Origin of the sequence: Streptomyces sp. NPDC057307 (assembly GCF_042667665.1) — a bacterium.
Classification (GTDB): Bacteria; Actinomycetota; Actinomycetes; order Streptomycetales; family Streptomycetaceae; genus Streptomyces.
Genome location: NZ_JBHUZM010000012.1, coordinates 68,914 through 89,954, shown reverse-complemented (window position 1 = coordinate 89,954; position 21,041 = coordinate 68,914). Strand labels below are relative to the sequence as shown.

Sequence of the window (21,041 nt, the reverse complement as noted above, 5' to 3'; positions counted from 1 at the left end):
GACGTGAACCACAGCAAGCGGATAAGCACCACCCTGGTCGCCGGAGTCGGCGCGCTCGGCATGCTCGCGCTCAGCGCGTGCGCCGCCGAGACCGAGTCCAAGTCGGCGTCCGACGAGATCACCCTGACCGTCCCCTCCTGGGTCGGCGCGCGCGCCAACGCCGAGGTCGCCAAGGTGATCATGGAGCAGGAGCTGGACGTCAAGGTCGAGCTGCAGCAGCTCGACGAGCCGGTCGCCTTCGACGCGCTCAACAACGGCAAGGCCGACGCGATCCTGGAGGACTGGGGCGGCTCGCCGAAGAAGGAGAAGCTCTACATCGAGGACAAGAAGACCATCGTCAAGGGCGGCGACCTCGGCGTCGTCGGTCACATCGGCTGGTTCGTCCCGAAGTACTACGCGGACGCCAACCCCGAGGTCACGGACGCGACGAAGCTCAACAAGTTCACCAAGGACTTCAGCTCCGCGAACAGCGGCGACATGGGTGAGTTCCTCGGCGCGGCGCCCTCGTACACGACGTACGACGAGCACCTGGTCAAGAACCTCAAGCTGAATCTCAAGATCAAGGAGACGGGCAACGAGGCCGCCCAGATCAAGGAGATCCAGCAGAAGTACCGCGACAAGCAGCCCTTCATCACCTACTGGTGGGACCCGCAGTGGCTCAACGCGGACATCGACCTGGTCGAGGTGAAGCTGCCCGCGTACGAGGAGGGCTGCAACGTCCCGGAGACGGCGACGGACTGCGCGTACGCCAACACCCCGCTTCAGAAGTACCTCAACGCGGACTTCGCGAAGGACGGCGGGGACGCCGCCGAGTTCATCAAGAACTTCAAGTGGAGCACCGAGGCGCAGAACGAGGTCGCCAAGGCCATCGCCAAGGACAAGATGAGCGGCCCGGACGCGGCCGAGCAGTGGGTCAAGGCGAACAAGTCCGTCTGGGAGGCATGGCTCCCCAAGAAGTAACCCGTCGCACCCGCACGGACGGCCCGGAGGGCTCACCGGCTCCGAGCCGTCCGGGCCGTCCGTGCGGGTGCGTACCTCAGAACTGGCTCAACTCTCTTGAGCTCGCGGATACGCGAAGGACAGGATCCAGAGATGAAGCTATTCGGACAGGACAAGGAAGAAGAGTTCACGGTTCTCGTCGTGCGCGAGGCCGACGAGATCGCCGAGGCGGTCGACCAGGCGCTGAAGACCGCCGGTCCCGAGGAACGGCCGGGGCTGGAGCGGGCAGCCGCACTGCTCGCCGCGGCCAAGGAGACCACCGACGCCGAGCTGCGCGGGAGCTGGGCGCGCCGGAAGATGGCCGAGGCGGGGGTGAAGGGGCGCGCCGACTCCGTACAGGCGGTGAAGGCGCTCCGTGAAGCGCAGCCGGGGCTGAGCCTTCTCCAGGCCACACGGCTGTCGCAGGAGGCCGCCGCGCTGGAGGACGAGGAACGGCACGGCCGGAGCGCCTGAATGCCCGAACGCCTGAATGTCCGAACGGCTGGATGCTTGAACGGCTGAACGGCTGAACGGCTGAACCGATCACCGGGCCGGGGCTGGGCGCGGCGTGTCGAGGGGCCTACGCCGACTCCCGCACCACCAGCGTCGGCGTGAAGATCATCGACGGCAGTGGGCTGCCCGGCGCGGTGATCTGCTTCAGCAGCAGCCTGGCCATCTCCGAGGACATCTCCTCGACCGGCTGACGTACCGTCGTCAGTGCCGGATCGCAGGTCAGCGCCGCGTTGCTGTCGTCGAAGCCCACCACGGCCACCTCGTCGGGCACCTGTCTGCCCGCACGGAGCAGGACCGGCAGCGCCCCCAGCGCCATCAGGTCGGACGCGATGAACACCCCGTCCAGATCCGGGTGTTCGGCCAGCAGACGCCGCATCGCCGCCGCGCCGCCCGTGTGGGTGAAGTCGCCCTCCGCGACGGCCACGTCCTCGATGCCGTACGAGGCCATCGCCGTCCGGAACCCTTCGAGCCGTTCCTGCCCCGCCGGCATGTCCTGCGGCCCCGCGACCGTACCGATCCTGCGCCGCCCCAGCCCCGCCAGATGCCCGGCGGCCAGCCGCGCGCCCGCCGCCTGGTCCGCCTCCACGTACGTGAGCGGCGACGGCTGTCCGGGCCGGCCCGCCAGCACGGCGGGCAGCCGGGTCTCGTGGACCAGCCGGGGCAGCGGATCACCGGCGTGCGACGAGATCAGGACGATGCCGTCGACATGGCCCTGACGCAGATACGAGAGCAACTGCTCGCGCGACGCGGCGTCGTCCGCCAGCATCAGCACCATCTGGACACCGGCCGGCCGCAGCACGTCGAGCAGCCCGCCCACGACCCGGCCGAAGTACGGGTCCGAGAACATTCGGCCCACGAACGGCTCGGCCACCGGCCGCCGTTCCTGCTCGGAGACGACCAGCGCGACCGAGTCGGTGCGCCGGGTCACCAGGGAGCGCGCGGCGCGGTTCGGCACGTAGTGCGTGGTCGCGATGGCCTCCTCGACGATGCGGCGCAGCGCCGGATCCACCGTCGGCGCTCCGTTGATCACCCGGGACACGGTGGCGCGAGAGACGCCTGCGACGGCGGCCACGTCCTCCAGGGTCGGGCGCGCGGGCGGGGAGACGTCGGCAGTCATGCAGCCTTTATACCGGTTGGTACTCGGCGCCCCGAGTGGGTCCCCGGGGCTGTCGGTACCGCGCCGCGCGGCGCCGCGGACACGGCCTACGCGGCGACCCGCTTCAGGCCGTCGAGTTCGCCCCGCCTCGCCTCGACCAGCGCGGCGGCGAGCTTCTTGGCCGCCGCCTCGCTGCCCGCGTCGACCTCCGAGCGGGACACGCGCGCGGAGTGCTCCAGGTGCTCGCGGATCTGTGTGACGAAGACCTTCTCGAAGGCAGCGCCCTTGGCGGCGCGCGCCTGGGCGAGATCGCCCGGCGTCACCATGCCGGGCATCTCATGGCCCTCGTGGACGTTCGTGTCCGGGAGGCCCAGCTCCTTCAACAGCGGCCGCATCCGGCCGAGTTCGGCGCGGTGCGCGTCGGCCAGATCGTTCGCCCAGCTCCGCAGCCCGGGGTCGGTGGTCCGGTCGGCGGCCATCGTCAGCAGCTCGACCGCGCCCTCGTTCATGGGGGTCATGAGCTGGAGCCACGCGGCGTCGGTCGCACCGGAGAGGGTGCCGGGGGTGCTGGACGCGTCGGGGGTGCTTACGGGAGTCGGCCGCGCGGGCGAGTCCGTCTTCGGCTCCGGGGCGGACGAGCAGCCCGTCGCCACCAGGAGGGCGACGAGTGCCGCCGCCGTAGCGTGTACCGCCTTCATGGAGAGTCCTCGGGGGGTGTGGTGGGCGGACCGGACGCCTGTCCGGGACTGTGCGGCCCCGGACAGGATCGGACCGGTCCGTCAGGAAGGCACTCCGTTCGCACCGCACTTGATGATGGGACGGATGCAGTCACGCACGCGCCGCTCCATCTCCGCGGCGGGCCAGACGTTGAAGAAGTCGCCGTGCATCGTGTAGCCGCGACCCGAAGCGAGCGAGAGCCGGGCCGGATCACCGTTGACCGGATACCTCAGCACCTGCCGCAACTTCGGCACCGGCACCGGGTGGGTCGACGGGCAGGCGCCCGCCACCGGGTACGACATATGGCTCTTGTGGTCCGCCGAGTCGAGATCCCGCCCGTTCCAGCACTGCGGGAAGTCCAGATACGACTCCAGCATCGCGCCCGCCGGGCAGTTGACGAAGTCGGTCGACGGGTTGACCTCGCCGTGGTGCAGACACGACCAGCGCGCCCGCGTGTTGTCGTTGGGGCCGGTCGCCTTGGCGTTGCCCGCCACGATCCGCAGTCCGTACGGCAGGGGCTGGGTCTGGGCGATGATGTCGTCCCGTACGCCTTCACCCAGGTAGTAGAAGGTGGTGCCGGTCGGCTCCACCTCCTTCGTGCCGTCGTACAGGGTCGGGACCCAGTACGACGAGAGGTCTTCCTTCGGCGAGCAGGTGCTGCGCCCCTTCGCCAGACTGTTGACGTCGGAGCGGCCGTTGGTGGTGTCGTTGCCGAAGAAGCTGTGCATGTGCGAGGCGCCGGGCAGCCCGGGGAAGACGATCGGGTCGTCCGGGAGGCGGTGGCTGTAGGGGCATTCGGCGAGGAACTCCGACACCCGGACGACGGCGGCGCCCTTGGTGCCCGACGCGGCCTTGCCGGCCGAGACGGTGTCGGTGCTCGCGCTGCTCATGTTGGCCTGGAGCAGCGACGCGGTGAGCGCGACCAGAGCCAGGGCGACGACGCGTCGGCGCCAGGACGCGAGTCCCTTGCGGAGGGATGGGGCGGGGCGGGGGGTGCTGGCGGTGCGGGGGGTGCGGGAGGGTCTGTGGAGCACGGCACTCCAATCTGAGGAATTGGGGGTTCCTTGATCTTTGATCACTTTCAGAGAGCGCTCTCTGGACGTGAACGTAGGAGTGGGCCGCAGAGGTGTCAATAGTTGCGACAGAGACCGTCAAGTAGCCCCATATTCAGGGGAGTTGCCGCCTGTGCGAGTGGGAGAGCGCTCTCTCAAGGTCACTGTCCGGGATGGGCAGATATCGCGAGGGGCCAGGCATGGCGGATCCCCGGTGGGCGGTCGCCTGCCGGGGATCGGTTCACGCGGTGCTCGCCGTCCGCTGCGGCGCGGTTCGTGCGGGGCTCGCTGTCCGCTGCGGCGGGGCCCGGGCTCGGGCTCAGGAACGCAGCCGCGCGGCGCCCTCCCGTACCGCCGCCATCGCCTGCCGCTGGAGCCCCGGACCGAAGGTGATGCGTGTGGCGCCGAGCTTGCCCAGCTCGGACAGTTCCGCCGCACCGGCGGGCGCCGCCCCGACGTTGATGGGGCCCTCGATGCCTGCCCGCAGGACCGGGATCGCCTCCGGCGGGGCGGCGATCGGGTACACGCAGTCCGCCCCGGCGGCCACGTACAGCCGGGCGCGGGCGATCGCCTTCGCCGGGTCGCGCACGCCACGGATGAAGGTGTCGACGCGGGCGTTGATGAACAGCCGGTCACCGGCCGCCGCCCGGACCTCCGCCAGCCAGTCCGCGTGCCGGTGCGGGTCCTTGAGACCGCCGTCGGCGGAGTCCTCCAGATTGCAGCCCACGGCGCCCGTGTCGAGGAGGCGCGCGACCAACTCGGCCGGGGCCAGTCCGTAACCGCCCTCGATGTCGGCGCTGACGGGCACGGGCGTGCCGCCTGGGGAGCCGGAGCCGGAGACGGCCCGGACGATACGGGCCACCGCCACGAACATCTCGTCCGGCGGGGTGGCGCCGTCCTCGTACCCTAGCGACGCCGCGACCCCCGCGCTCGGCGTGGCCAGAGCCGGGAAACCGGCCTCCGCGAAGACGCGCGCGCTGCCCGCGTCCCACGGCCCCGGCAGGACGAGCGGGTCATCGGCGGCCCGGTCGTGGTGCAGCGCGCGGAACGCCGTCACCAGGTCGGACGCCGTCACTTGTACGTCCCCGGCGTGTAGTGGCCCGGGACCATGCGGGTCGTCACCGCGAAGCGGTTCCACGAGTTGATGACGGTGATCGCCGCGATCAGATAGGCGAGTTCCGTCTCCTCGAAGTGCGCCGCCGCCCGCTCGTACACCGCGTCCGGCACGAAGCCGTCCGTCAGCACGGTGACCGCCTCGGTCAGCTCGATCGCCGCGAGCTCCTTCGCCGAGTAGAAGTGGCGCGACTCCTGCCAGGCGCTCAGCTGGACGATCCGTTCCGCCGACTCCCCGGCGGCCAGCGCGTCCTTCGTGTGCATGTCCAGGCAGAAGGCGCAGTGGTTGAGCTGCGACGCGCGGATCTTCACCAGCTCGTACACCACCGGGTCGATGCCCTGCCGTACCGCCTTCTCAAGGCCGAACATCGCCTTGGAGACGTCGGGTGCGAGCTTCGCCCAGGGCAGGCGGGGCTCGTGTTCGGGGACGCGGTCGTGCTGGTGGGTGTGGTCTGCGCTGTTCCGGTCGCTCTGGTTCGTGGTCATGTATAAGACGCTACGCGCCCGGTGGCACAGCTGTATGGTCCATTTCCATGACGGATTCGTGGGCCAATGAGGCGGGCGGCGAACGACGGGTCACCGCTGTCACGGTCGGCGCCGATCTCCACCTTGAACTGCGCGGTCCCGGGCTCCGTACGGGGCTGATGGACGCCCTGCGCGAAGCCGTCCGTACGGGGAGGCTGACGCCCGGCACCCGGCTGCCCTCGTCCCGTACGCTCGCCGCCGATCTGGGCATGGCGCGCAACACCGTGGCCGACGCGTACGCCGAACTCGTCGCCGAAGGGTGGCTCACGGCGCGGCAGGGCTCGGGGACACGGGTCGCCCGGCGGGCCGAGCCGCGTACGACGACCGCCCTCGGCCGCCCGCCGGCCCGGCCCGTCCACCGCAAGCCCGCGCACAATCTGCGGGCCGGCACTCCTGACCTCGGCTCCTTTCCACGGGCCGAATGGCTCGCCGCCTCCCGCCGGGCGCTGACCGCCGCGCCGAACGACGCGTTCGACTACGGCGACCGGTTGGGGCGCGTCGAACTGCGTACCGTCCTCGCCGACTATCTGGCCCGGACGCGCGGGGTGTACGCCCACCCGGAGCGGGTCGTCCTCTGCTCGGGGTTCGTCCACGGCCTGGCACTGATGGCCCAGGTGCTCGCGACCCGCCGGGGGAGTGCGGCGGGGAAAGCCGCCGGGAGCGCTGCCGGGAGCGCCGGCGGGAAGGCCGGTGGGAAGGGGCGGGCGGCGGTGGCGGTCGAGTCGTACGGGCTCGACTTCCACCGCGACATCCTGACGGCCGCCGGGCTGCGCACCCCCGCGCTCGCCCTCGACGAACTCGGCACCCGCACGGAGGAGTTGTCCTCCGGACCGGGCGGGTTGCGCGGTGTCGACGCGGTGCTGATGACTCCGGCGCACCAGTTCCCGACCGGTGCCGCGCTCCATCCCGACCGGCGTGCGGCGGTGGTGGACTGGGCGCGTGGCGCGGGCGGGCTGATTCTGGAGGACGACTACGACGGGGAGTTCCGCTACGACCGCCAGCCCGTCGGCGCGCTTCAGGGCCTGGACCCGGAGCGGGTGGTGTACCTGGGCACGGCGAGCAAGTCCCTCGCCCCCGGGCTGCGGCTCGCGTGGATGGTGCTGCCCAGGGCGCTGGTGGGGGAGGTGATCGAGGCGAAGGGCGAGGTCGCGGCGGTGCCGAGCGCGATGGACCAGCTCACGCTCGCCGAGTTCATCTCCTGCGGTGCGTACGACCGTCACGTACGGTCCATGCGGCTGCGCTACCGCAGACGGCGCGACCAACTCGTGGAGGCGCTCGCCGAGCACGCGCCGGGGTGCCGGGTGACCGGTATCTCCGCCGGGCTGCACGCGGTGGTCGAACTCCCGCCGGGCACCGACGAACGCACCATGATCGAGGCGGCGGCCTGGCAGGGCCTGGCGATCCAGGGGCTCTCCGGCTTCCGGCACCCGTCCGTCGCCCCGGGCCGCGACGCACTGGTCGTCGGCTACGGCGCCCCGACGGACAGCGCGTGGGCGGGCGCGCTGGACGCGCTCTGCCGAGTGCTGCCGTGACCCCGCCCCGAAGCCGAACCGACGAAGAGCCGAAGAGCCGAAGAACCGAGGGACCGAGGGACCGAGGGACCGAGGAGCCGAGGATGAACACCCCCGATGCGCCGTACGGGTACGGCGCGCAGGTACCGGCCGCACGTGACGCGCGTGCCGCGCGTGACACGCGTGGCGCCCGGCTGGCCGCCCACGGGGCCGTCGGCACCGCGCTCTCCCTGCTCAGCGACCGCCGGCTCGCTGAGGTCGTGGCCGGGGCCACCCCGCTCGGGTCCGGCGTCGGCGGGCGGTCGGCGGAGCTGGACGTCGAAGGGACGCGGGTCTTCGTCAAACGCGTCCCGCTGACCGACCTCGAACTGCGGCCGGAGCATCTGCACTCGACCGCCAACCTCTTCGAGCTACCGCTCTTCTACCAATACGGCATCGGCTCCTCCGGGTTCGGCGCCTGGCGTGAACTCGCCGCGCACACCATGACCACCAACTGGGTCATCGGCGACGGCGACGCCTACGCGGGCTTCCCGCTGCTGTACCACTGGCGTGTTCTGCCCGACTCCAGCCCCGACGGCTTCCTGGACGAGTTCGGTGGTCTCGACAAGGCCGTCGCGCACTGGGACGGCTCGCCCGCCGTACGCCGTCGACTGGAGGCCATCGGCGGGTCGACGGCCGGCCTGTTCCTGTTCCTGGAGTACGTGCCGCAGACGCTCGGTACCTGGCTGGCCGACCGACGGACCGCCGCCCCGCCGGAGTCGGGGGCGGAGGTGGATTCGGAGGTCGCGGCGGATTCGGAGGTGTCGCCGTACGCCTGGGTCGAGGACGCCCTGACCCGGGGCGCCGACTTCATGAGCGCGCGCGGCCTGGTCCACTTCGACGCGCACTTCCGTAACGTCCTGACCGACGGGCGGCTGATCTACTTCGCCGACTTCGGGCTCGCCCTCAGCTCGCGCTTCGAACTCACCCCGCCGGAGGCGGACTTCCTCACCGACCACCTTTCCTACGACCGCTGCTACACCACGACCCATCTCCTCCGTCACCATCTGCTCGACGGCGAGCGCGACAACGCGGAGCACGCCCGCTTCCTGCGGGACTGGGCGGCCGGCCGCCGTCCCGCGTACGTACGGGCCGAGGCCGCCGCACTCCTCGACCGGCACGTGCGATCAGCGCTCGTCCTGGGAGACTTCTTCCGCCGTCTCCTCGGGGAGAGCAAACGGACCCCGTTCCCGAAGTCCGAGATCGAGCGCACAGATCCTTCCAAAGGGCCCAAAAGGAAGGTAGTTGGGGAGAGTTGACGGACCGCCTTGTCCGCCGTGGCGGCCAGGCATCTAATGTGTGCGGCGAGCACGGGATTGACGGGTCGACGGATCGACCGCAGACGGGGGAGGACGGGGCCATGGCCGCCGTAAAACAACGCAGGTTGCGGTCGAGCACAGTGGTGCTCGGCGGCATGGGGATACTCGCACTCACGGTCACCTCCTGCAGTTCGGAACCGGACCGGCGCTGCGCCGACCGGAACACCTATGAGGAACTGTCCAGCTCCGACTGCGACAGCAGCGGCTCCGGCTCGTACTACTACGGCGGCAAGAGCAGCAACGGCCGCGTCCACGACGGCAGTTTCGACAAGTCGGCGGTCGACCGCGGCGGCTTCGGCTGCTCGGGCACCGGCGGCGGCTGAGCGGGCGTAGGCGCGCGATGATGGAGCGCCGGACCATCGAACCCCGCCCCGGCTGGCAGCAGACGGTCGAGGAACAGGGACTCGTCTATCCGCTCACCCGCTACCCGGACGACTCCCTGCGTCCGTACTGGGACGAGAGCGCCTACTACGTCTTCTCCCTTCCCGAGGTCGAGGCCCTCGAAGTCGTCGTGGAGGAACTGCACGCGATGTGCCTCGCCGCCGCCGAGCACATCGTGAAGAACGACCGCTTCGCCGATCTCGGCATCACCGACGGCCGACTGGCCGCGCTGATCGCCGAGTCCTGGCACCGCCGGGACGAACTTCCTTCCATCTACGGCCGGTTCGACCTCCGCTACGACGGCACCGGCCCGGCCAAGATGCTGGAGTACAACGCCGACACCCCCACCTCCCTGGTCGAGGCCGCCAGCCCGCAGTGGTTCTGGATGGAGGAGCGCTTTCCCGGCGCCGACCAGTGGAACTCCCTCCATGAACGGCTCGTCGAAGCCTGGCGCCGCCAGGCCCACCTCCTCCCTCCGGGCCCCCTGCACTTCGCGCACTCCGACGGCGACGAACTGGGCGAGGACCTGATGACCGTCGCCTATCTGCGGGAGACGGCCCAGCAGGCGGGCCTCGACACCGAGGCCCTGTCCGTCGAACAGATCGGCTGGGACAAGCTGACCGGCCGTTTCGTGGACGAACGGCTGCGCTTCATCCGTAGCTGCTTCAAGCTGTATCCGTGGGAGTGGCTGACCACGGACCGCTTCGGCCCCCAGGTACTCGACACGCTCGACAACGGCGGCGGCACCGGCAGCACCTGCTGGATAGAGCCGGCCTGGAAGATGCTGCTCTCCAACAAGGCACTGCTGGCCATCCTCTGGGAACTCAACCCGGACCACCCGAATCTGCTGCCCGCCTATCTCGACGGGCCCCGCGAACTCGCTCGCACCGGCGGCTACGTCTCCAAGCCCCTGCTCGGCCGCGAGGGCGCCGGAGTCACCGTCCATGAGCCCGGCCACGCCCCGGCCGTGCGCCAAGAGGCTTGCTGCTACCAAGCGTTGGCGCCACTGCCCGACTTCGACGGCAACCGCGTCGTACTCGGCGCCTGGGTCGTCGAGAACGAGTCGGCGGGCCTCGGCATCCGTGAATCGTCGGGCCTGATCACGGACGAGTACGCCCGCTTCCTCCCGCACGTCATCCTGTAGGCCGGTGGCCGGCGGCCGGCCGCGCCGACCACCGCCCCGGCCCCGGCATCTACCGGGCCAGAACCGCCCGCAACTGCTCCAGGCCCCAGTCCAGGTCCTCCTTGCTGATCACCAGCGGCGGGGCGATCCGGATCGTCGACCCATGGGTGTCCTTCACCAGCACACCCCGATCCATCAGCTTCTCGGAGATCTCCCGGCCCGTGCCGTACGACGGGGAGATGTCCACACCTGCCCAGAGCCCCCGGCCGCGCACCGCCTCCACCGCGCCACCGGTCGTCATCAGCCCCAGCTCGTGGTGGAGATGATCACCCAGCTCCGCCGCCCGCTGCTGATACTCACCGGTGCGCAGCATCGCGATCACCTCCAGGGCCACCGCACACGCCAGCGGATTCCCGCCGAACGTCGAGCCGTGCTCCCCGGGCCGGAACACCCCGAGGATCTCGGCCGACGACACCACGGCCGACACCGGCACCACCCCGCCGCCGAGCGCCTTGCCCAGCACATACATGTCGGGCACCACGCCCTCGTGCTCACAGGCGAAGGTCTTTCCGGTCCGGCCCAGACCGGACTGGATCTCGTCCGCGATGAACAGCACATTCCGGGCCCGGGTCAGCTCCCGCACCCCCGCGAGATAGCCCGGCGGCGGCACCAGCACCCCCGCCTCGCCCTGGATCGGCTCCAGCAGGACGGCGACGGTGTTGTCCGTCATGGCGGCGTCGAGCGCGGCGAGATCCCCGTACGGAACGATCTCGAAGCCCGGCGTGTACGGCCCGTAGTCCGCTCGGGCCTCCTCGTCGGTGGAGAAGCTGATGATCGTGGTCGTACGGCCGTGGAAGTTGTCCGCCGCGACGATGATCTTCGCCGTGCCGTCCGGTACCCCCTTTGTCCGATAGCCCCACTTGCGGGCCGTCTTCACGGCGGTCTCCACCGCCTCCGCGCCCGTGTTCATCGGCAGCACCATCTCCATGCCGCACAACTCGGCGAGCTGGGTGCAGAAGTCGGCGAACCGGTCGTGGTGGAACGCCCGAGAGGTGAGCGTCACCCGCTCCAGCTGGGCCTTGGCGGCGTCGATGAGACGTCGGTTGCCATGGCCGAAGTTGAGCGCCGAGTAGCCGGCGAGCATGTCGAGGAAGCGGCGCCCCTCGACGTCGGTCATCCACGCGCCGTCCGCCGTGGCGACGACGACGGGCAAGGGGTGGTAGTTGTGCGCGCTGTGCGCCTCCGAGGAGGCGATGGCACGGTCCGTTGTCGTCACGGGTTCTCCGATCGGTCGAGACAAGCCATCCGGTCAGGGCGGGGTGGCGCCCCTGTTTCTATCGTCACTCGCCAGTGTGGACGAAGAAACCTTGCCCTCGGCGTGCCCCGGGAGACAACCCCGCAGGCGGGCCCAGTCGGATCACATGTCCAGCAGCTGCCGGCGGGGACCTCCCTCCGGCCTGTTCCCGCCCCGTCCGAACGGCGGCCGGGGCAGCCGCCCCGCCAGCGGACGCAGCACCAGCCCCAGCACCACCCCGGCCCCCAGCGCCGGGATCGCCCACCACCAGCCGTCCGCGCCGCCGGAAGGAGCCCCGGCCGCCGTGGCCCGCTGCTCCGGCCCCTGCGTCGGGTCCGTCGCGGGAGTGTCAGCCGCCGCCGCTGTCGTGTCGTCCGTCGCCCACGGGGGCGGCACCTCCGCACCGACCCCGTGGCCCTGCTTCTCGCCCATGACACCGATCTTCGTCAACAGCGCCCGCAGAGCGGCCGGTTGCTTCGCCTTGTGCCAGATCCCGCTCTCCGTCCCCGGCATGTCCGTCGACGTATGTATCCATACGGCCGAGGTGTCCGCGCTCGGATACACCCGGTCCAGCCGCCACGGCCGTACATCGTGGGCCAGCCATGTCACATTGATCAGTCGGGACCCCACCGCCGAGTCCAGGGACGAAGGACGCTTCTCCTGGCCCTCCGGCAGCGACCCCATCTCCTGGCCGTCGAGCTGCTTCGACAGCGCCTCGTACTCCCTGTCGCTGTAGTAGAGCGAGGCCGTCTCCGCGCTCTCCGGGGAGGTGACCAGCACGCTCGTGGGGCCACCGGCCACCGCGCTCGGGGCGGACACCCAGGTCAGCGCCGTCGCCGCGATCAGGGCCGCGAGCCGTCGGACCGTGCTCGTGCGTAGCAGTCGCATGATTCCCCCTGCCGACGCCGGGCCCGGACCGTCCGGACCGCCTTCGCGTCACTTCCTGTACACCGCCCGAGCCGGACCGGTTCCCAATTCCCCGGCACGGAGATCAGGGCACGAACCAGGGACGCGAATCAGGGGCCCGGAGTCACGGCATCGACTCCGCGACCGCCTTCGCGCGCTCCAACGACGCCACGCCCTCCAGCCGCAGCGTCAGCCGTTCCTCGGTGCTCCCGCCCGGTCCGCCGTCCTCCCACAGCAACGTGGGACCCGCCGTCCGCGCCGACTGGGCCCACCCGGCGCCCTGCCCGTCGAGCATCCGGAACCGCAGCAGATGAGGATCGGCGAACCACAGGCCCGTCGACTCGTTCGACTCCCCGGCATGAAGGGGCACCCACTCCGGCATCTGCCGGATCCGCTTCGAGAACGCGGGGTCCAGGCCGGCCGGGAACTCGTCCAGCCGTACCGTCCGCCCGCCGGAGTCCGTCCAGCACAGACTCACGACCGGCCGCCCCGCCGACACCCAGTCCAGCGACACCTGGTCGGGCGCCCCGAACTCGGCCGGGATCCGCGGCCTGAAGCCCGCCAGCCGCTCCACCTCCCCGATCGGCAGCGGATCGGCGCAGCCCGCCACCGGCGCGCGTGGACTGGGCGTCGCCTTCGGGTCGTACCGCACCTCGACCCCGCCGAAGTCGAACCAGTCGGCCACCGCCGCCCGCACCGGCGGGGTCAGCACCAGCACGACCAGCAGCCCCGAGAGCCCGGCCGCCAGCACACGCCATCTGCGGCGCAGCAGACGGCGCAGCCGCGCCGCGCGCGTCGGGACAGGCACCGGGTCCGGCGCCGACGGGACGGGCGCCGCGTCGGCGAGGAGCTGGGCCAGCACCCGCTCGGCCATCGTCCCGCCGTCCACATCCGGGACCCGCATACCGCGCCCCAGCGCCCGCAACTCCTCCGGCAGATCCTCGCGCTCACCGTCAGCCATGCTGCCCCTCACCTCCTCCCTTCTCGGATCCCTTCTCCGATCCCGGCTCCGCCGCCAGCAGCCCGCCCATCAGCTTCAACGCCCGACTCAGCCGGGACTTCACCGTGCCTCGCGGCCAGCCCAGCGTCTGGGCCGTCTCCGCCTCGTTCATCTCCAGCAGATAGCGGCACGCCACCACATCGCGATGTTCGTCGCTCAGCTCGTCGAGCGCCGCCCACAGCTCGGCGCTCCGCTCCTCCTCCATCGCCGCCACCGCGGGATCCGCCGAGTCCGGTATCCGAGGCTCGCCCCGCAGCAGCGCCGCCTCGCGCCCCGTCACGGCCCGCAGCCGGACCGCCGACCGCACGGTGTTCCTCGTCTCGTTGGCGACGATCCGTATCAGCCAGGGCCGGAACGGCGCACCGTCCTTGAAGCTCCCCAGCGACAGATACGCCTTGATGAACGCGGACTGCACCACGTCCTCCGCGTCCGCGCCCGCCCCGCAGGCCACCGCCACCCGGAGAGCGATCCCCGTATACGCGCGCACCAGCTCCGCGTACGCCTCCCGCTCCCCGGAACGCACACGCGCGATCACCGCCGACTCATCCGCAACCGTCAGGATGCGGCCCCCCTCCAGGGTCCCCTCCCGTGTCCTCACGCCTTTGATACACCGCTCACCGCAGATCGGTTCCCGGCCTGTCCCGACCTGTCTGCGCCACCTGAGAGAATGTTCCTCATGGCCACTCGTCCTCGCGCGCTCTCCGGTATCCAGCCCACCGCAGGCTCGTTCCATCTCGGGAACTACCTCGGTGCGATCCGGCAGTATGTGGCGCTGCAAGAAACCCACGACGCGTTCTACATGGTCGTGGACCTGCACGCGATCACCATTCCGCAGGAGCCCGCCGACCTGCGCGCCAACACCAGGCTCGCGGCGGCGCAGCTCCTCGCCGCGGGCCTCGATCCGCAGCGCTGCACCCTGTTCATCCAGAGTCATGTGCCCGAACACGCCCAGCTCGGCTGGGTGATGAACTGTCTGACGGGCTTCGGCGAGGCGTCGCGCATGACGCAGTTCAAGGACAAGTCGGCCAGACAGGGCGCCGACCGCGCCACCGTCGGACTCTTCACGTACCCGATCCTCCAGGTCGCCGACATCCTGCTCTACCAGGCGGACTCGGTCCCGGTCGGTGAGGACCAGCGCCAGCACGTCGAGCTGACACGTGACCTCGCCGAGCGGTTCAACACCCGCTTCGGAAGCACGTTCACGGTCCCGAAGCCGCACATCGTCAAGGAGGTCGCGAAGATCTACGACCTCCAGGACCCGTCGATCAAGATGAGCAAGTCGGCGTCCGCGCCGAAGGGCCTGGTCAATCTGCTCGACGACCCCAAGGTCACGGCGAAGAAGATCAAGAGCGCCGTCACCGACACGGGCACGGAGATCCGCTTCGACGCCGAGGCCAAGCCGGGCATCAGCAATCTCCTCACGATCTTCTCGACGCTCACGGGCACGGGCATCGCGGATCTTGAGCAGCGGTACGAGGGCAAGGGGTACGGCGCCCTGAAGGTGGATCTGGCCGAGGCCATGGTCGACTTCGTCACACCTTTCCGGAGCCGTACGCAGGAATATCTCGACGATCCGGAGACGCTGGACTCGATCCTGGCCGAGGGAGCCGAGAAGGCCCGCGCGGTCGCCGCGGAGACGCTTTCCCAGGCGTACGACCGGATCGGCTTCCTGCCCGCGAAGCACTGAGCGTCACCCGAGCGGCATCGGGGCGGGTCCGCCGATCACGGCCCGCCCGCCCCGGTCGGCCGCCCGGACCCATACCGCATCCGCGCCGCCCGCGTACTGCTGACCAAGGACCCTGGCCAGCCGGGCGGTGCGAGCGTCACACTGGCGCGGGGACGGATTCGGCCACACCCCGGCCGTACCCGCACCGACGCACCACCGCTTGACCCGCACCACCGCTTCACCCGCACCGACGCACCACCCGCACACACACGGACTGAGGAGAACGACGTGGGGACCGTAACGCTCGGCGTTTCGATCGCGGTCCCGGAGCCGTACGGCAGCCTGCTCCAGGAGTGCCGCGCGGGCTTCGGTGATCCCGCCGCGCACGGCATCCCCACGCACGTCACGCTCCTCCCTCCCACGGAGGTCGACGCCGCGACGCTGCCCACGATCGAGGCCCACCTCGCCTCGGTCGCCACCGCCGGCCGCCCCTTCCCGATGCGGCTCTACGGGACGGGCACCTTCCGTCCGCTCTCGCCGGTCGTCTTCGTCCAGGTCGTCGAGGGCGGCTCGGCCTGCACCTGGCTCCAGAAGCGGGTCAGGGACGCGTCCGGACCGCTGGTGCGTGAGCTCCAGTTCCCGTACCACCCCCACGTGACCGTCGCGCACGGCATCTCCGAGGAGGCGATGGACCGGGCGTACGAGGAGCTGGCCGACTACACGGCACGCTGGAGCTGCGCCTCCTTCGGCCTCTACGAGCAGGGTCCCGACGGTGTGTGGCGGATGCTGCACGAGTACGCCTTCGGCGGCGGTACGGAGATCACCGGAGTGCCCTCGCAGAGCACCCCCGTCGACCTGCCCGCGACCTCCTCCCTGCGCAAGTAGCAGGTAGCAAGCAGCAACGGGCAGGCAGGGCAGGCAGCACGCAACAGGCAGCATCCCCAGCCCGCCCGGCGGTGAGTCAGACCGGCAGCCGCCGGAACAGCGGCCTCGGCAGATGCCGCAGCAGCGACATCGCGACCCGCAGCGCCCCCGGCACCCACACCGTCTCCGAGCGGCGCCGCAGCCCCAGTTCCACGGCCGCCGCCACCGCCTCCGGCGTGGTGGCCAGCGGCGTCTCCTCCAGCCCGGCTGTCATCTTCGTCCGTACGAAGCCGGGCCGCACGACCATCACATGCACACCGGTGCCGTACATCGCGTCCCCGAGCCCCTGCGCGAACGCGTCCAGGCCCGCCTTGCTCGACCCGTAGATGAAATTGGCGCGCCGCGCCCGCTCGCCGGCCGCCGACGACAGCACCACCAGCGAACCGTGCCCCTGCGTCTGCATCGCCGCCGCGCACACCAGACCGGCCGAGACCGCGCCCGTGTAGTTGGTCTGCGCGACCCTGACGGCGGCGGGCGGATCGGCCTCGTCGTGCGCCTGGTCGCCGAGTACGCCGAAGGCGAGGAGCGTCATGTCGATGTCGCCCTCCGCGAAGACCTTGCCGAGCACCTCCGCGTGCGAGCCCGGGTCGAGCGCGTCGAAGTCGACGGTGCGGACGTCCGCGCCCTGGGTACGCAGCTGCTCGGCGGCGGTATCGAGCTGCGGCGACGCGCGGCCGGCCAGCCAGACGGTGCGCGTACGGCGCGCGATCAGCCGGCGTGCCGTGGCCAGCGCGATCTCGGACGTCCCACCGAGGACGAGCAGGGACTGCGGGATACCGAAGGCGTCCTTCATGGTGCGGTGCTCCTTGCAGCGAGGGGGAGTTGGGGGAGTCGGATGCTCAGATCGAGATTGGAGGCGCGGATCGAGATTGGAGGCGCGGACCGAGATTGGAGGCGCGGACCGAGATTGGAGGCGCGGACCGAGATCGGAGGCTCGGACCGGGATCTGAGGCTCAGATCGAGAGACGGCGGGACAGATCGGAGACGAAGACTCCGCGCGGATCGAGTGCGGCCCGCAGTGCCCGGAATTCGTCCAGCCGCGGATACATCCCGGCCAGCAGTTCGGGCCGCAGCCGTGAGTCCTTCGCGAGACAGACCCGGCCTCCGGCGGCGGCGACGTCCTCGTCCAGCTCGTCGAGGAACGGGCCCAGGCCGGTCCCGCCGGTGGGGATGTCCAGCGAGAGCGACCAGCCGGCCATCGGGAAGGACAGCCAGCCGGGATCGCCCACGCCGAAGCGCTTGAGCAGGGCGAGGAGGGAGGGACAGCCGCGCCGGACGATGCGCCGTACGATCCGGATCAGCGCGTCCTCCTGGCCGTCCCCGACGACGAACTGGTACCGGACGAAGCCGCCGCGCCCGTACAGGCGGTTCCAGTGCGGCACGCCGTCCAGCGGGTGGAAGAAGGCCGAGATGCGCTGGAGTTCACCGGTCCGCCGCCGGGGCGCCCCGCGGTACCACAGCTCGTTGAGGAGCCCCACCGTGGTCCGCCCCAGCAGCCCCTCGGGTACGTAGGAGGGCGCGCCGGGCAGCCGTCCGGGCCGGAAGGCGAGCGGCTGTCTGCGGGCGCGCGCGGGCAGCGCGGCCAGTGGCGTGTGGTCGCCACGGGTGAGGACCCCGCGTCCCAAGGAGGAGCCGCGCGCCAGCAGATCGACCCAGGCGACCGAGTAGCGGTAGCGGTGGTCGGACATGGTGAGACGGGCCATCAGATCGTCGAGGTCCGTGGCGCGTTCGGTGTCGACGGACATCAGCGAGGTCTCGACGGGGTGCAGCCGAAAGGTCGCCGCGAGGATCACCCCCGTCAGCCCCATGCCGCCGGCCGTCGCCTCGAACAGAGGGGTGCCGGGTACGACCGTACGGACCTCCCCGTCGGCGGTGAGCAGGTCCAGGGAGAGCACATGACGGGAGAACGAGCCCGACACATGGTGGTTCCCGCCGTGGATGTCGGAGCCGATCGCGCCGCCGACCGTGACCTGGCGGGTCCCCGGCGTCACCGGCAGGAACCAGCCCTGCGGCAGCAGCACCTCCATCAGCCGGTGCAGGCTGATCCCCGCCTCGCACTCCACGATCCCGGCCTCGGCGTCCACGGAGACGACGCGGTCCAGCGCGGTCATGTCGATGAGGGAGCCGCCCGCGTTCTGCGCGGCGTCGCCGTACGCGCGGCCGAGACCGCGCGGGATGCCGCCGCGCGTACCGCAGTCGCGTACGGCGCGGGCCGTCTCCTCATAAGAACGTGGCCGTACGAGACGGGCGGCGGCCGTGGGGGCGGTGCGGCCCCAGCCGGTGACAGGGTCGGCGATCACGGCGTCGGCGATCACAGGGTCGGCGATCTCGGCAGACATGGTCGAGACGGTATCGCCCTAAACGTCATTCTTTGCGTTGTAAGCCGTATTTGATGGCGTACTCGTATGAATGGGTGGTTCGGTGGGTGGTTCGGTGAGTGTCGGTGAACGATGACGTGAGAATCGGCTTTCGGGGTACCTGACCGTTGGTTCTCCGATCCGAGGGCAGGTCTCCGTCATGGACTGGCTGAAAAAACTCCCCGTCGTCGGCCCGCTCGTGGCCCGGCTGATGTTGACGCACACCTGGCGGTCCTACGAGACCCTCGACCGGACCCACTGGACGCGGCTCGCGGCGGCGATCACCTTCATCAGCTTCCTCGCGCTCTTCCCGCTGATCACTGTGAGCGCGGCGATCGGGGCGGCGCTGCTGAGCCAGGACCAGCTCGACCGTCTCCAGCGCAAGCTCACCGACCAGGTCCCCGGCATCTCCGACCAACTGGATCTTCACTCGCTGGTCGCCAACGCGGGCACCGTGGGGCTGGTGGCGGGCGCGCTGCTGCTGTTCACCGGCATCGGCTGGGTCGGCTCGATGCGGGAGTGCCTGCGCGCCGTCTGGGAGCTGGACGACACGGACGAGGGCAACCCCTTCGTACTGAAGGGCAAGGACGCGGTCATCCTCGTCGGCCTCGGCGTCACCGGTCTCGCCTCGATCGGCGCGTCGACCGTCGGCTCCACGGCTGTCGGCTGGACCGCAGACCGGCTCGGCATCCCCGAGGGCGGCGCGGGCGGGGTGCTGCTCCAGATCGTGGCGATCGCCGTGGCCGCCGTCGCGGGCTTCCTCATCCTGCTGTACGTCCTGACGCTGCTGCCCGGCGTGCGGCCGCCACGGCGCCGGCTGATCGTCGCCGCGGTCATCGGCGCGGTCGGCTTCGAGGTGCTCAAGCTGCTGCTCGGCGGCTATGTGCGGGAGGTCGCGGGCAAGAGCATGTACGGCGCGTTCGGGGTGCCCGTCGCGTTGCTGCTGTGGATCAACTTCACGGCGAAGCTGATGCTGTTCTGCGCCGCCTGGACGGCGACGCCGAGCAAGGACGACCTGCCGGAGGAGGACCCGGACGAGGAGAACCCGCCCGAGGACGACCTTCCCAAGAAGGACCCGGACGAGACGGACGAGACGGGGGAGGCGGGGGAGGGCGAGCGGCCGGGGAGGCCCGGTGGCGCGACCCGCGAGGACCGGCCGCTGCCCCGGTGACTAACGGCCCGGCAGGCGCTTGACCAGGTCCGGCAGGGGCCACCGGCGGTTCACCAGGAACACGGCCACCGCCAGCAACAGCAGCGCACCACCCGTGATGGCCACCGCGATCCCCATGCCGCTCGAACCGGACGACGCGGCGGCCTTGTCACCCAGCGACGCCTGGTCCGTACCGCTGCTGCTGCCGCCGGCCTCGCCCTTGCCGCCGCCCGAGTCCTTCTGCCCCACGGCCTCCTTGTCGGAGTCACCGCCGGTGGAGCCGGGCTTCACCAGCTCGCCGACCGGCTTGACCTTCCCGGCGGCGGTGAAGCCCCAGTCCAGCAGCCGGCCCGTCTCCTGATAGACCGCCAGGCTCTCCTCCTGGGACGGATTCATGACCGTCACCAGCAGGACCTTGCCGTCGCGCTCGGCGACACCGGTGAAGGTGGAGCCCGCGTTGGTGGTGTTGCCGTTCTTGACGCCGGCGATGCCCTTGTACGGCTCCAGACCGGAGTCACCGGTCAGCAGCCGGTTGGTGTTCTGGATCTCGAAGGTCTCCCGCTTCGGCGCCTTCTTGCCCTTCTTCGCCTTCTTCTCCTCGCCGGGGAACTGCACCCTGACGGTCGAGGAGTACTCCCGGAAGTCCTGCTTCTGCAGCCCGGAGCGGGCGATCAGGGTGAGGTCGTACGCGCTGGAGACCTGGCCCTTCTCGTCGTAACCGTCCGGCGAGACGACATTCGTGTCGAGCGCCTTCAGTTCCGCCGCGTGCTTGTTCATGTCGGCGACCGTCTTGGCGACGCCGCCGTTCATCTCGGAGAGCACGTGCACGGCGTCGTTGCCCGAGCGCAGGAAGACGCCCATCCACAGGTCGTGGACCGTGTAGGTGCTCTCCTCCTTCACCCCGACGAGGCTGCTGCCCTCGCCGACGCCGGCCAGATCGCTGGTCGTCACCTTGTGGGACTGGGTCTTCGGCAGGACGGGCAGGACCGTGTCGGCGAAGAGCATCTTCAGCGTCGACGCGGGCGGCAGCTGCCAGTGCGCGTTGTGCGAGGCCAGGACCTCGCCGCTCTCGGCGTCCGCGACGATCCAGGACCTGCCGGTCAGCTTCTTCGGCAGGACCGGCACGCCGGGGGCGAGATTCACCTGGGTGCCGGGTCTGCCGAGGAGGGAGCCGCCGACCGTCGACATCGCCGCCGGTGGCTTCGGTTGCTTGTCCTCCGCCCTGTCCGCGTCCGCGTCGTCCGCCAGGACGGGCGCGGCGGTCAGAACGGGCAGCAACGCGGCGGTGAGGACCGTCAACGCGGTCTTTTTCAATGCGGACACGGTCGAAAACGTACATGGCCTGACGGGGGATCCGAACACCGGCGGGCGGACCCG

The 21,041-nt window shown here is 70.7% G+C and carries 21 protein-coding genes; 9 read left to right on the top strand and 12 right to left on the bottom strand.

Annotated features, from left to right (window positions below):
• The first annotated feature begins 3 nt into the window (after positions 1-3).
• Together ACFUN8_RS07775 and ACFUN8_RS07770 are read left to right on the top strand one after the other, a co-directional pair.
• Positions 4-960, top strand: a complete 957-nt coding sequence (locus ACFUN8_RS07775) for a glycine betaine ABC transporter substrate-binding protein (RefSeq protein ID WP_383633043.1) — start codon at positions 4-6, stop codon at positions 958-960.
• A 132-nt stretch (positions 961-1,092) separates the two neighbouring features.
• The gene (locus ACFUN8_RS07770) at positions 1,093-1,452 is read left to right on the top strand and encodes a hypothetical protein (protein ID WP_383633040.1); all 360 of its coding nucleotides are present in this window, start codon (positions 1,093-1,095) and stop codon (positions 1,450-1,452) included.
• A 106-nt stretch (positions 1,453-1,558) separates the two neighbouring features.
• On the opposite strand, the gene ACFUN8_RS07765 is transcribed toward ACFUN8_RS07770, so the two are convergent.
• The 5 genes from ACFUN8_RS07765 to ACFUN8_RS07745 form a co-directional block, all read right to left on the bottom strand.
• Positions 1,559-2,608 (bottom strand): LacI family DNA-binding transcriptional regulator, encoded by a 1,050-nt coding sequence (locus ACFUN8_RS07765; protein ID WP_383633037.1) that lies wholly within the window; start codon positions 2,606-2,608, stop codon positions 1,559-1,561.
• Between the two features lie 86 nt (positions 2,609-2,694).
• Positions 2,695-3,285 carry a DUF305 domain-containing protein gene (locus tag ACFUN8_RS07760; protein ID WP_383633034.1) on the bottom strand — a complete coding sequence of 197 codons (591 nt, stop codon included), beginning with the start codon at positions 3,283-3,285 and terminating at the stop codon, positions 2,695-2,697.
• An 81-nt stretch (positions 3,286-3,366) separates the two neighbouring features.
• The gene (locus tag ACFUN8_RS07755) at positions 3,367-4,194 is read right to left on the bottom strand and encodes a DUF1996 domain-containing protein (RefSeq protein ID WP_382565332.1); all 828 of its coding nucleotides are present in this window, start codon (positions 4,192-4,194) and stop codon (positions 3,367-3,369) included.
• Between the two features lie 481 nt (positions 4,195-4,675).
• Positions 4,676-5,431: an isocitrate lyase/phosphoenolpyruvate mutase family protein gene (locus tag ACFUN8_RS07750; protein ID WP_383633031.1), complete on the bottom strand. Its 756-nt coding sequence runs from the start codon at positions 5,429-5,431 to the stop codon at positions 4,676-4,678.
• On the bottom strand, positions 5,428-5,955 hold the full coding sequence (locus ACFUN8_RS07745; RefSeq protein WP_383633028.1) for a carboxymuconolactone decarboxylase family protein: 528 nt from the start codon (positions 5,953-5,955) through the stop codon (positions 5,428-5,430). Before ACFUN8_RS07745 ends, ACFUN8_RS07750 begins: the two co-directional genes overlap by 4 nt.
• 47 nt (positions 5,956-6,002) lie before the next feature.
• On the opposite strand from ACFUN8_RS07745, the gene ACFUN8_RS07740 reads away from it, so the two are divergent.
• From ACFUN8_RS07740 to ACFUN8_RS07725, 4 genes are all read left to right on the top strand, one after another.
• The gene (locus tag ACFUN8_RS07740; RefSeq protein ID WP_383633025.1) at positions 6,003-7,526 is read left to right on the top strand and encodes a PLP-dependent aminotransferase family protein; all 1,524 of its coding nucleotides are present in this window, start codon (positions 6,003-6,005) and stop codon (positions 7,524-7,526) included.
• 83 nt (positions 7,527-7,609) lie between these two features.
• Positions 7,610-8,803 (top strand): protein kinase family protein, encoded by a 1,194-nt coding sequence (locus tag ACFUN8_RS07735; RefSeq protein WP_383633022.1) that lies wholly within the window; start codon positions 7,610-7,612, stop codon positions 8,801-8,803.
• A 101-nt stretch (positions 8,804-8,904) separates the two neighbouring features.
• Positions 8,905-9,186 carry a hypothetical protein gene (locus tag ACFUN8_RS07730; protein WP_383633020.1) on the top strand — a complete coding sequence of 94 codons (282 nt, stop codon included), beginning with the start codon at positions 8,905-8,907 and terminating at the stop codon, positions 9,184-9,186.
• Positions 9,187-9,206: 20 nt separating this feature from the next.
• Entirely contained in the window at positions 9,207-10,388 is a 1,182-nt protein-coding gene (locus ACFUN8_RS07725; RefSeq protein ID WP_383633108.1) for a glutathionylspermidine synthase family protein, read from the top strand.
• 49 nt (positions 10,389-10,437) lie between these two features.
• Here the strand turns inward: ACFUN8_RS07725 and rocD are convergent, their stop codons facing one another.
• The 4 genes from rocD to ACFUN8_RS07705 form a co-directional block, all read right to left on the bottom strand.
• Entirely contained in the window at positions 10,438-11,643 is a 1,206-nt protein-coding gene (gene rocD / locus ACFUN8_RS07720) for an ornithine--oxo-acid transaminase (RefSeq protein ID WP_383633017.1), read from the bottom strand.
• 141 nt (positions 11,644-11,784) lie between these two features.
• Positions 11,785-12,549, bottom strand: a complete 765-nt coding sequence (locus ACFUN8_RS07715) for a hypothetical protein (protein ID WP_383633014.1) — start codon at positions 12,547-12,549, stop codon at positions 11,785-11,787.
• Positions 12,550-12,691: 142 nt separating this feature from the next.
• The gene (locus ACFUN8_RS07710; RefSeq protein ID WP_383633011.1) at positions 12,692-13,528 is read right to left on the bottom strand and encodes a hypothetical protein; all 837 of its coding nucleotides are present in this window, start codon (positions 13,526-13,528) and stop codon (positions 12,692-12,694) included.
• Entirely contained in the window at positions 13,521-14,165 is a 645-nt protein-coding gene (locus ACFUN8_RS07705; protein ID WP_383633008.1) for an RNA polymerase sigma factor, read from the bottom strand. Before ACFUN8_RS07705 ends, ACFUN8_RS07710 begins: the two co-directional genes overlap by 8 nt.
• Before the next feature lie 78 nt (positions 14,166-14,243).
• On the opposite strand from ACFUN8_RS07705, the gene trpS reads away from it, so the two are divergent.
• Positions 14,244-15,254: a tryptophan--tRNA ligase gene (trpS, locus tag ACFUN8_RS07700; protein ID WP_383633005.1), complete on the top strand. Its 1,011-nt coding sequence runs from the start codon at positions 14,244-14,246 to the stop codon at positions 15,252-15,254.
• A gap of 267 nt (positions 15,255-15,521) precedes the next feature.
• Positions 15,522-16,118 carry a 2'-5' RNA ligase family protein gene (locus ACFUN8_RS07695; protein ID WP_383633002.1) on the top strand — a complete coding sequence of 199 codons (597 nt, stop codon included), beginning with the start codon at positions 15,522-15,524 and terminating at the stop codon, positions 16,116-16,118.
• A gap of 76 nt (positions 16,119-16,194) precedes the next feature.
• On the opposite strand, the gene ACFUN8_RS07690 is transcribed toward ACFUN8_RS07695, so the two are convergent.
• Both ACFUN8_RS07690 and ACFUN8_RS07685 read right to left on the bottom strand, forming a co-directional pair.
• A complete protein-coding gene (locus ACFUN8_RS07690; protein ID WP_383632999.1) occupies positions 16,195-16,950 on the bottom strand; it encodes a decaprenylphospho-beta-D-erythro-pentofuranosid-2-ulose 2-reductase in 756 nt (251 codons plus the stop codon).
• 160 nt (positions 16,951-17,110) lie between these two features.
• Entirely contained in the window at positions 17,111-18,496 is a 1,386-nt protein-coding gene (locus ACFUN8_RS07685; RefSeq protein WP_383632996.1) for an FAD-binding protein, read from the bottom strand.
• A gap of 178 nt (positions 18,497-18,674) precedes the next feature.
• On the opposite strand from ACFUN8_RS07685, the gene ACFUN8_RS07680 reads away from it, so the two are divergent.
• Positions 18,675-19,685: a YhjD/YihY/BrkB family envelope integrity protein gene (locus ACFUN8_RS07680; protein ID WP_383632993.1), complete on the top strand. Its 1,011-nt coding sequence runs from the start codon at positions 18,675-18,677 to the stop codon at positions 19,683-19,685.
• Here the strand turns inward: ACFUN8_RS07680 and ACFUN8_RS07675 are convergent, their stop codons facing one another.
• Complete coding sequence (locus ACFUN8_RS07675) at positions 19,686-20,987, bottom strand: D-alanyl-D-alanine carboxypeptidase family protein (RefSeq protein ID WP_383632990.1); 1,302 nt, start codon at positions 20,985-20,987, stop codon at positions 19,686-19,688.
• Positions 20,988-21,041: the final 54 nt, after the last annotated feature.

Bases quoted from the DNA above. Each gene is read 5' to 3' on its own strand.
- ACFUN8_RS07745 (WP_383633028.1), bottom strand. From the start codon at position 5,955: ATGACCACGAACCAGAGCGACCGGAACAGCGCAGACCACACCCACCAG.
- ACFUN8_RS07735 (WP_383633022.1), top strand. From the start codon at position 7,610: ATGAACACCCCCGATGCGCCGTACGGGTACGGCGCGCAGGTACCGGCC.
- ACFUN8_RS07725 (WP_383633108.1), top strand. From the start codon at position 9,207: ATGGAGCGCCGGACCATCGAACCCCGCCCCGGCTGGCAGCAGACGGTC.
- ACFUN8_RS07760 (WP_383633034.1), bottom strand. From the start codon at position 3,285: ATGAAGGCGGTACACGCTACGGCGGCGGCACTCGTCGCCCTCCTGGTG.
- ACFUN8_RS07690 (WP_383632999.1), bottom strand. From the start codon at position 16,950: ATGAAGGACGCCTTCGGTATCCCGCAGTCCCTGCTCGTCCTCGGTGGG.
- ACFUN8_RS07710 (WP_383633011.1), bottom strand. From the start codon at position 13,528: ATGGCTGACGGTGAGCGCGAGGATCTGCCGGAGGAGTTGCGGGCGCTG.
- trpS (WP_383633005.1), top strand. From the start codon at position 14,244: ATGGCCACTCGTCCTCGCGCGCTCTCCGGTATCCAGCCCACCGCAGGC.
- ACFUN8_RS07740 (WP_383633025.1), top strand. From the start codon at position 6,003: ATGACGGATTCGTGGGCCAATGAGGCGGGCGGCGAACGACGGGTCACC.
- ACFUN8_RS07755 (WP_382565332.1), bottom strand. From the start codon at position 4,194: ATGAGCAGCGCGAGCACCGACACCGTCTCGGCCGGCAAGGCCGCGTCG.
- ACFUN8_RS07715 (WP_383633014.1), bottom strand. From the start codon at position 12,549: ATGCGACTGCTACGCACGAGCACGGTCCGACGGCTCGCGGCCCTGATC.
- ACFUN8_RS07685 (WP_383632996.1), bottom strand. From the start codon at position 18,496: ATGTCTGCCGAGATCGCCGACCCTGTGATCGCCGACGCCGTGATCGCC.
- ACFUN8_RS07765 (WP_383633037.1), bottom strand. From the start codon at position 2,608: ATGACTGCCGACGTCTCCCCGCCCGCGCGCCCGACCCTGGAGGACGTG.
- ACFUN8_RS07680 (WP_383632993.1), top strand. From the start codon at position 18,675: ATGGACTGGCTGAAAAAACTCCCCGTCGTCGGCCCGCTCGTGGCCCGG.
- ACFUN8_RS07770 (WP_383633040.1), top strand. From the start codon at position 1,093: ATGAAGCTATTCGGACAGGACAAGGAAGAAGAGTTCACGGTTCTCGTC.
- ACFUN8_RS07730 (WP_383633020.1), top strand. From the start codon at position 8,905: ATGGCCGCCGTAAAACAACGCAGGTTGCGGTCGAGCACAGTGGTGCTC.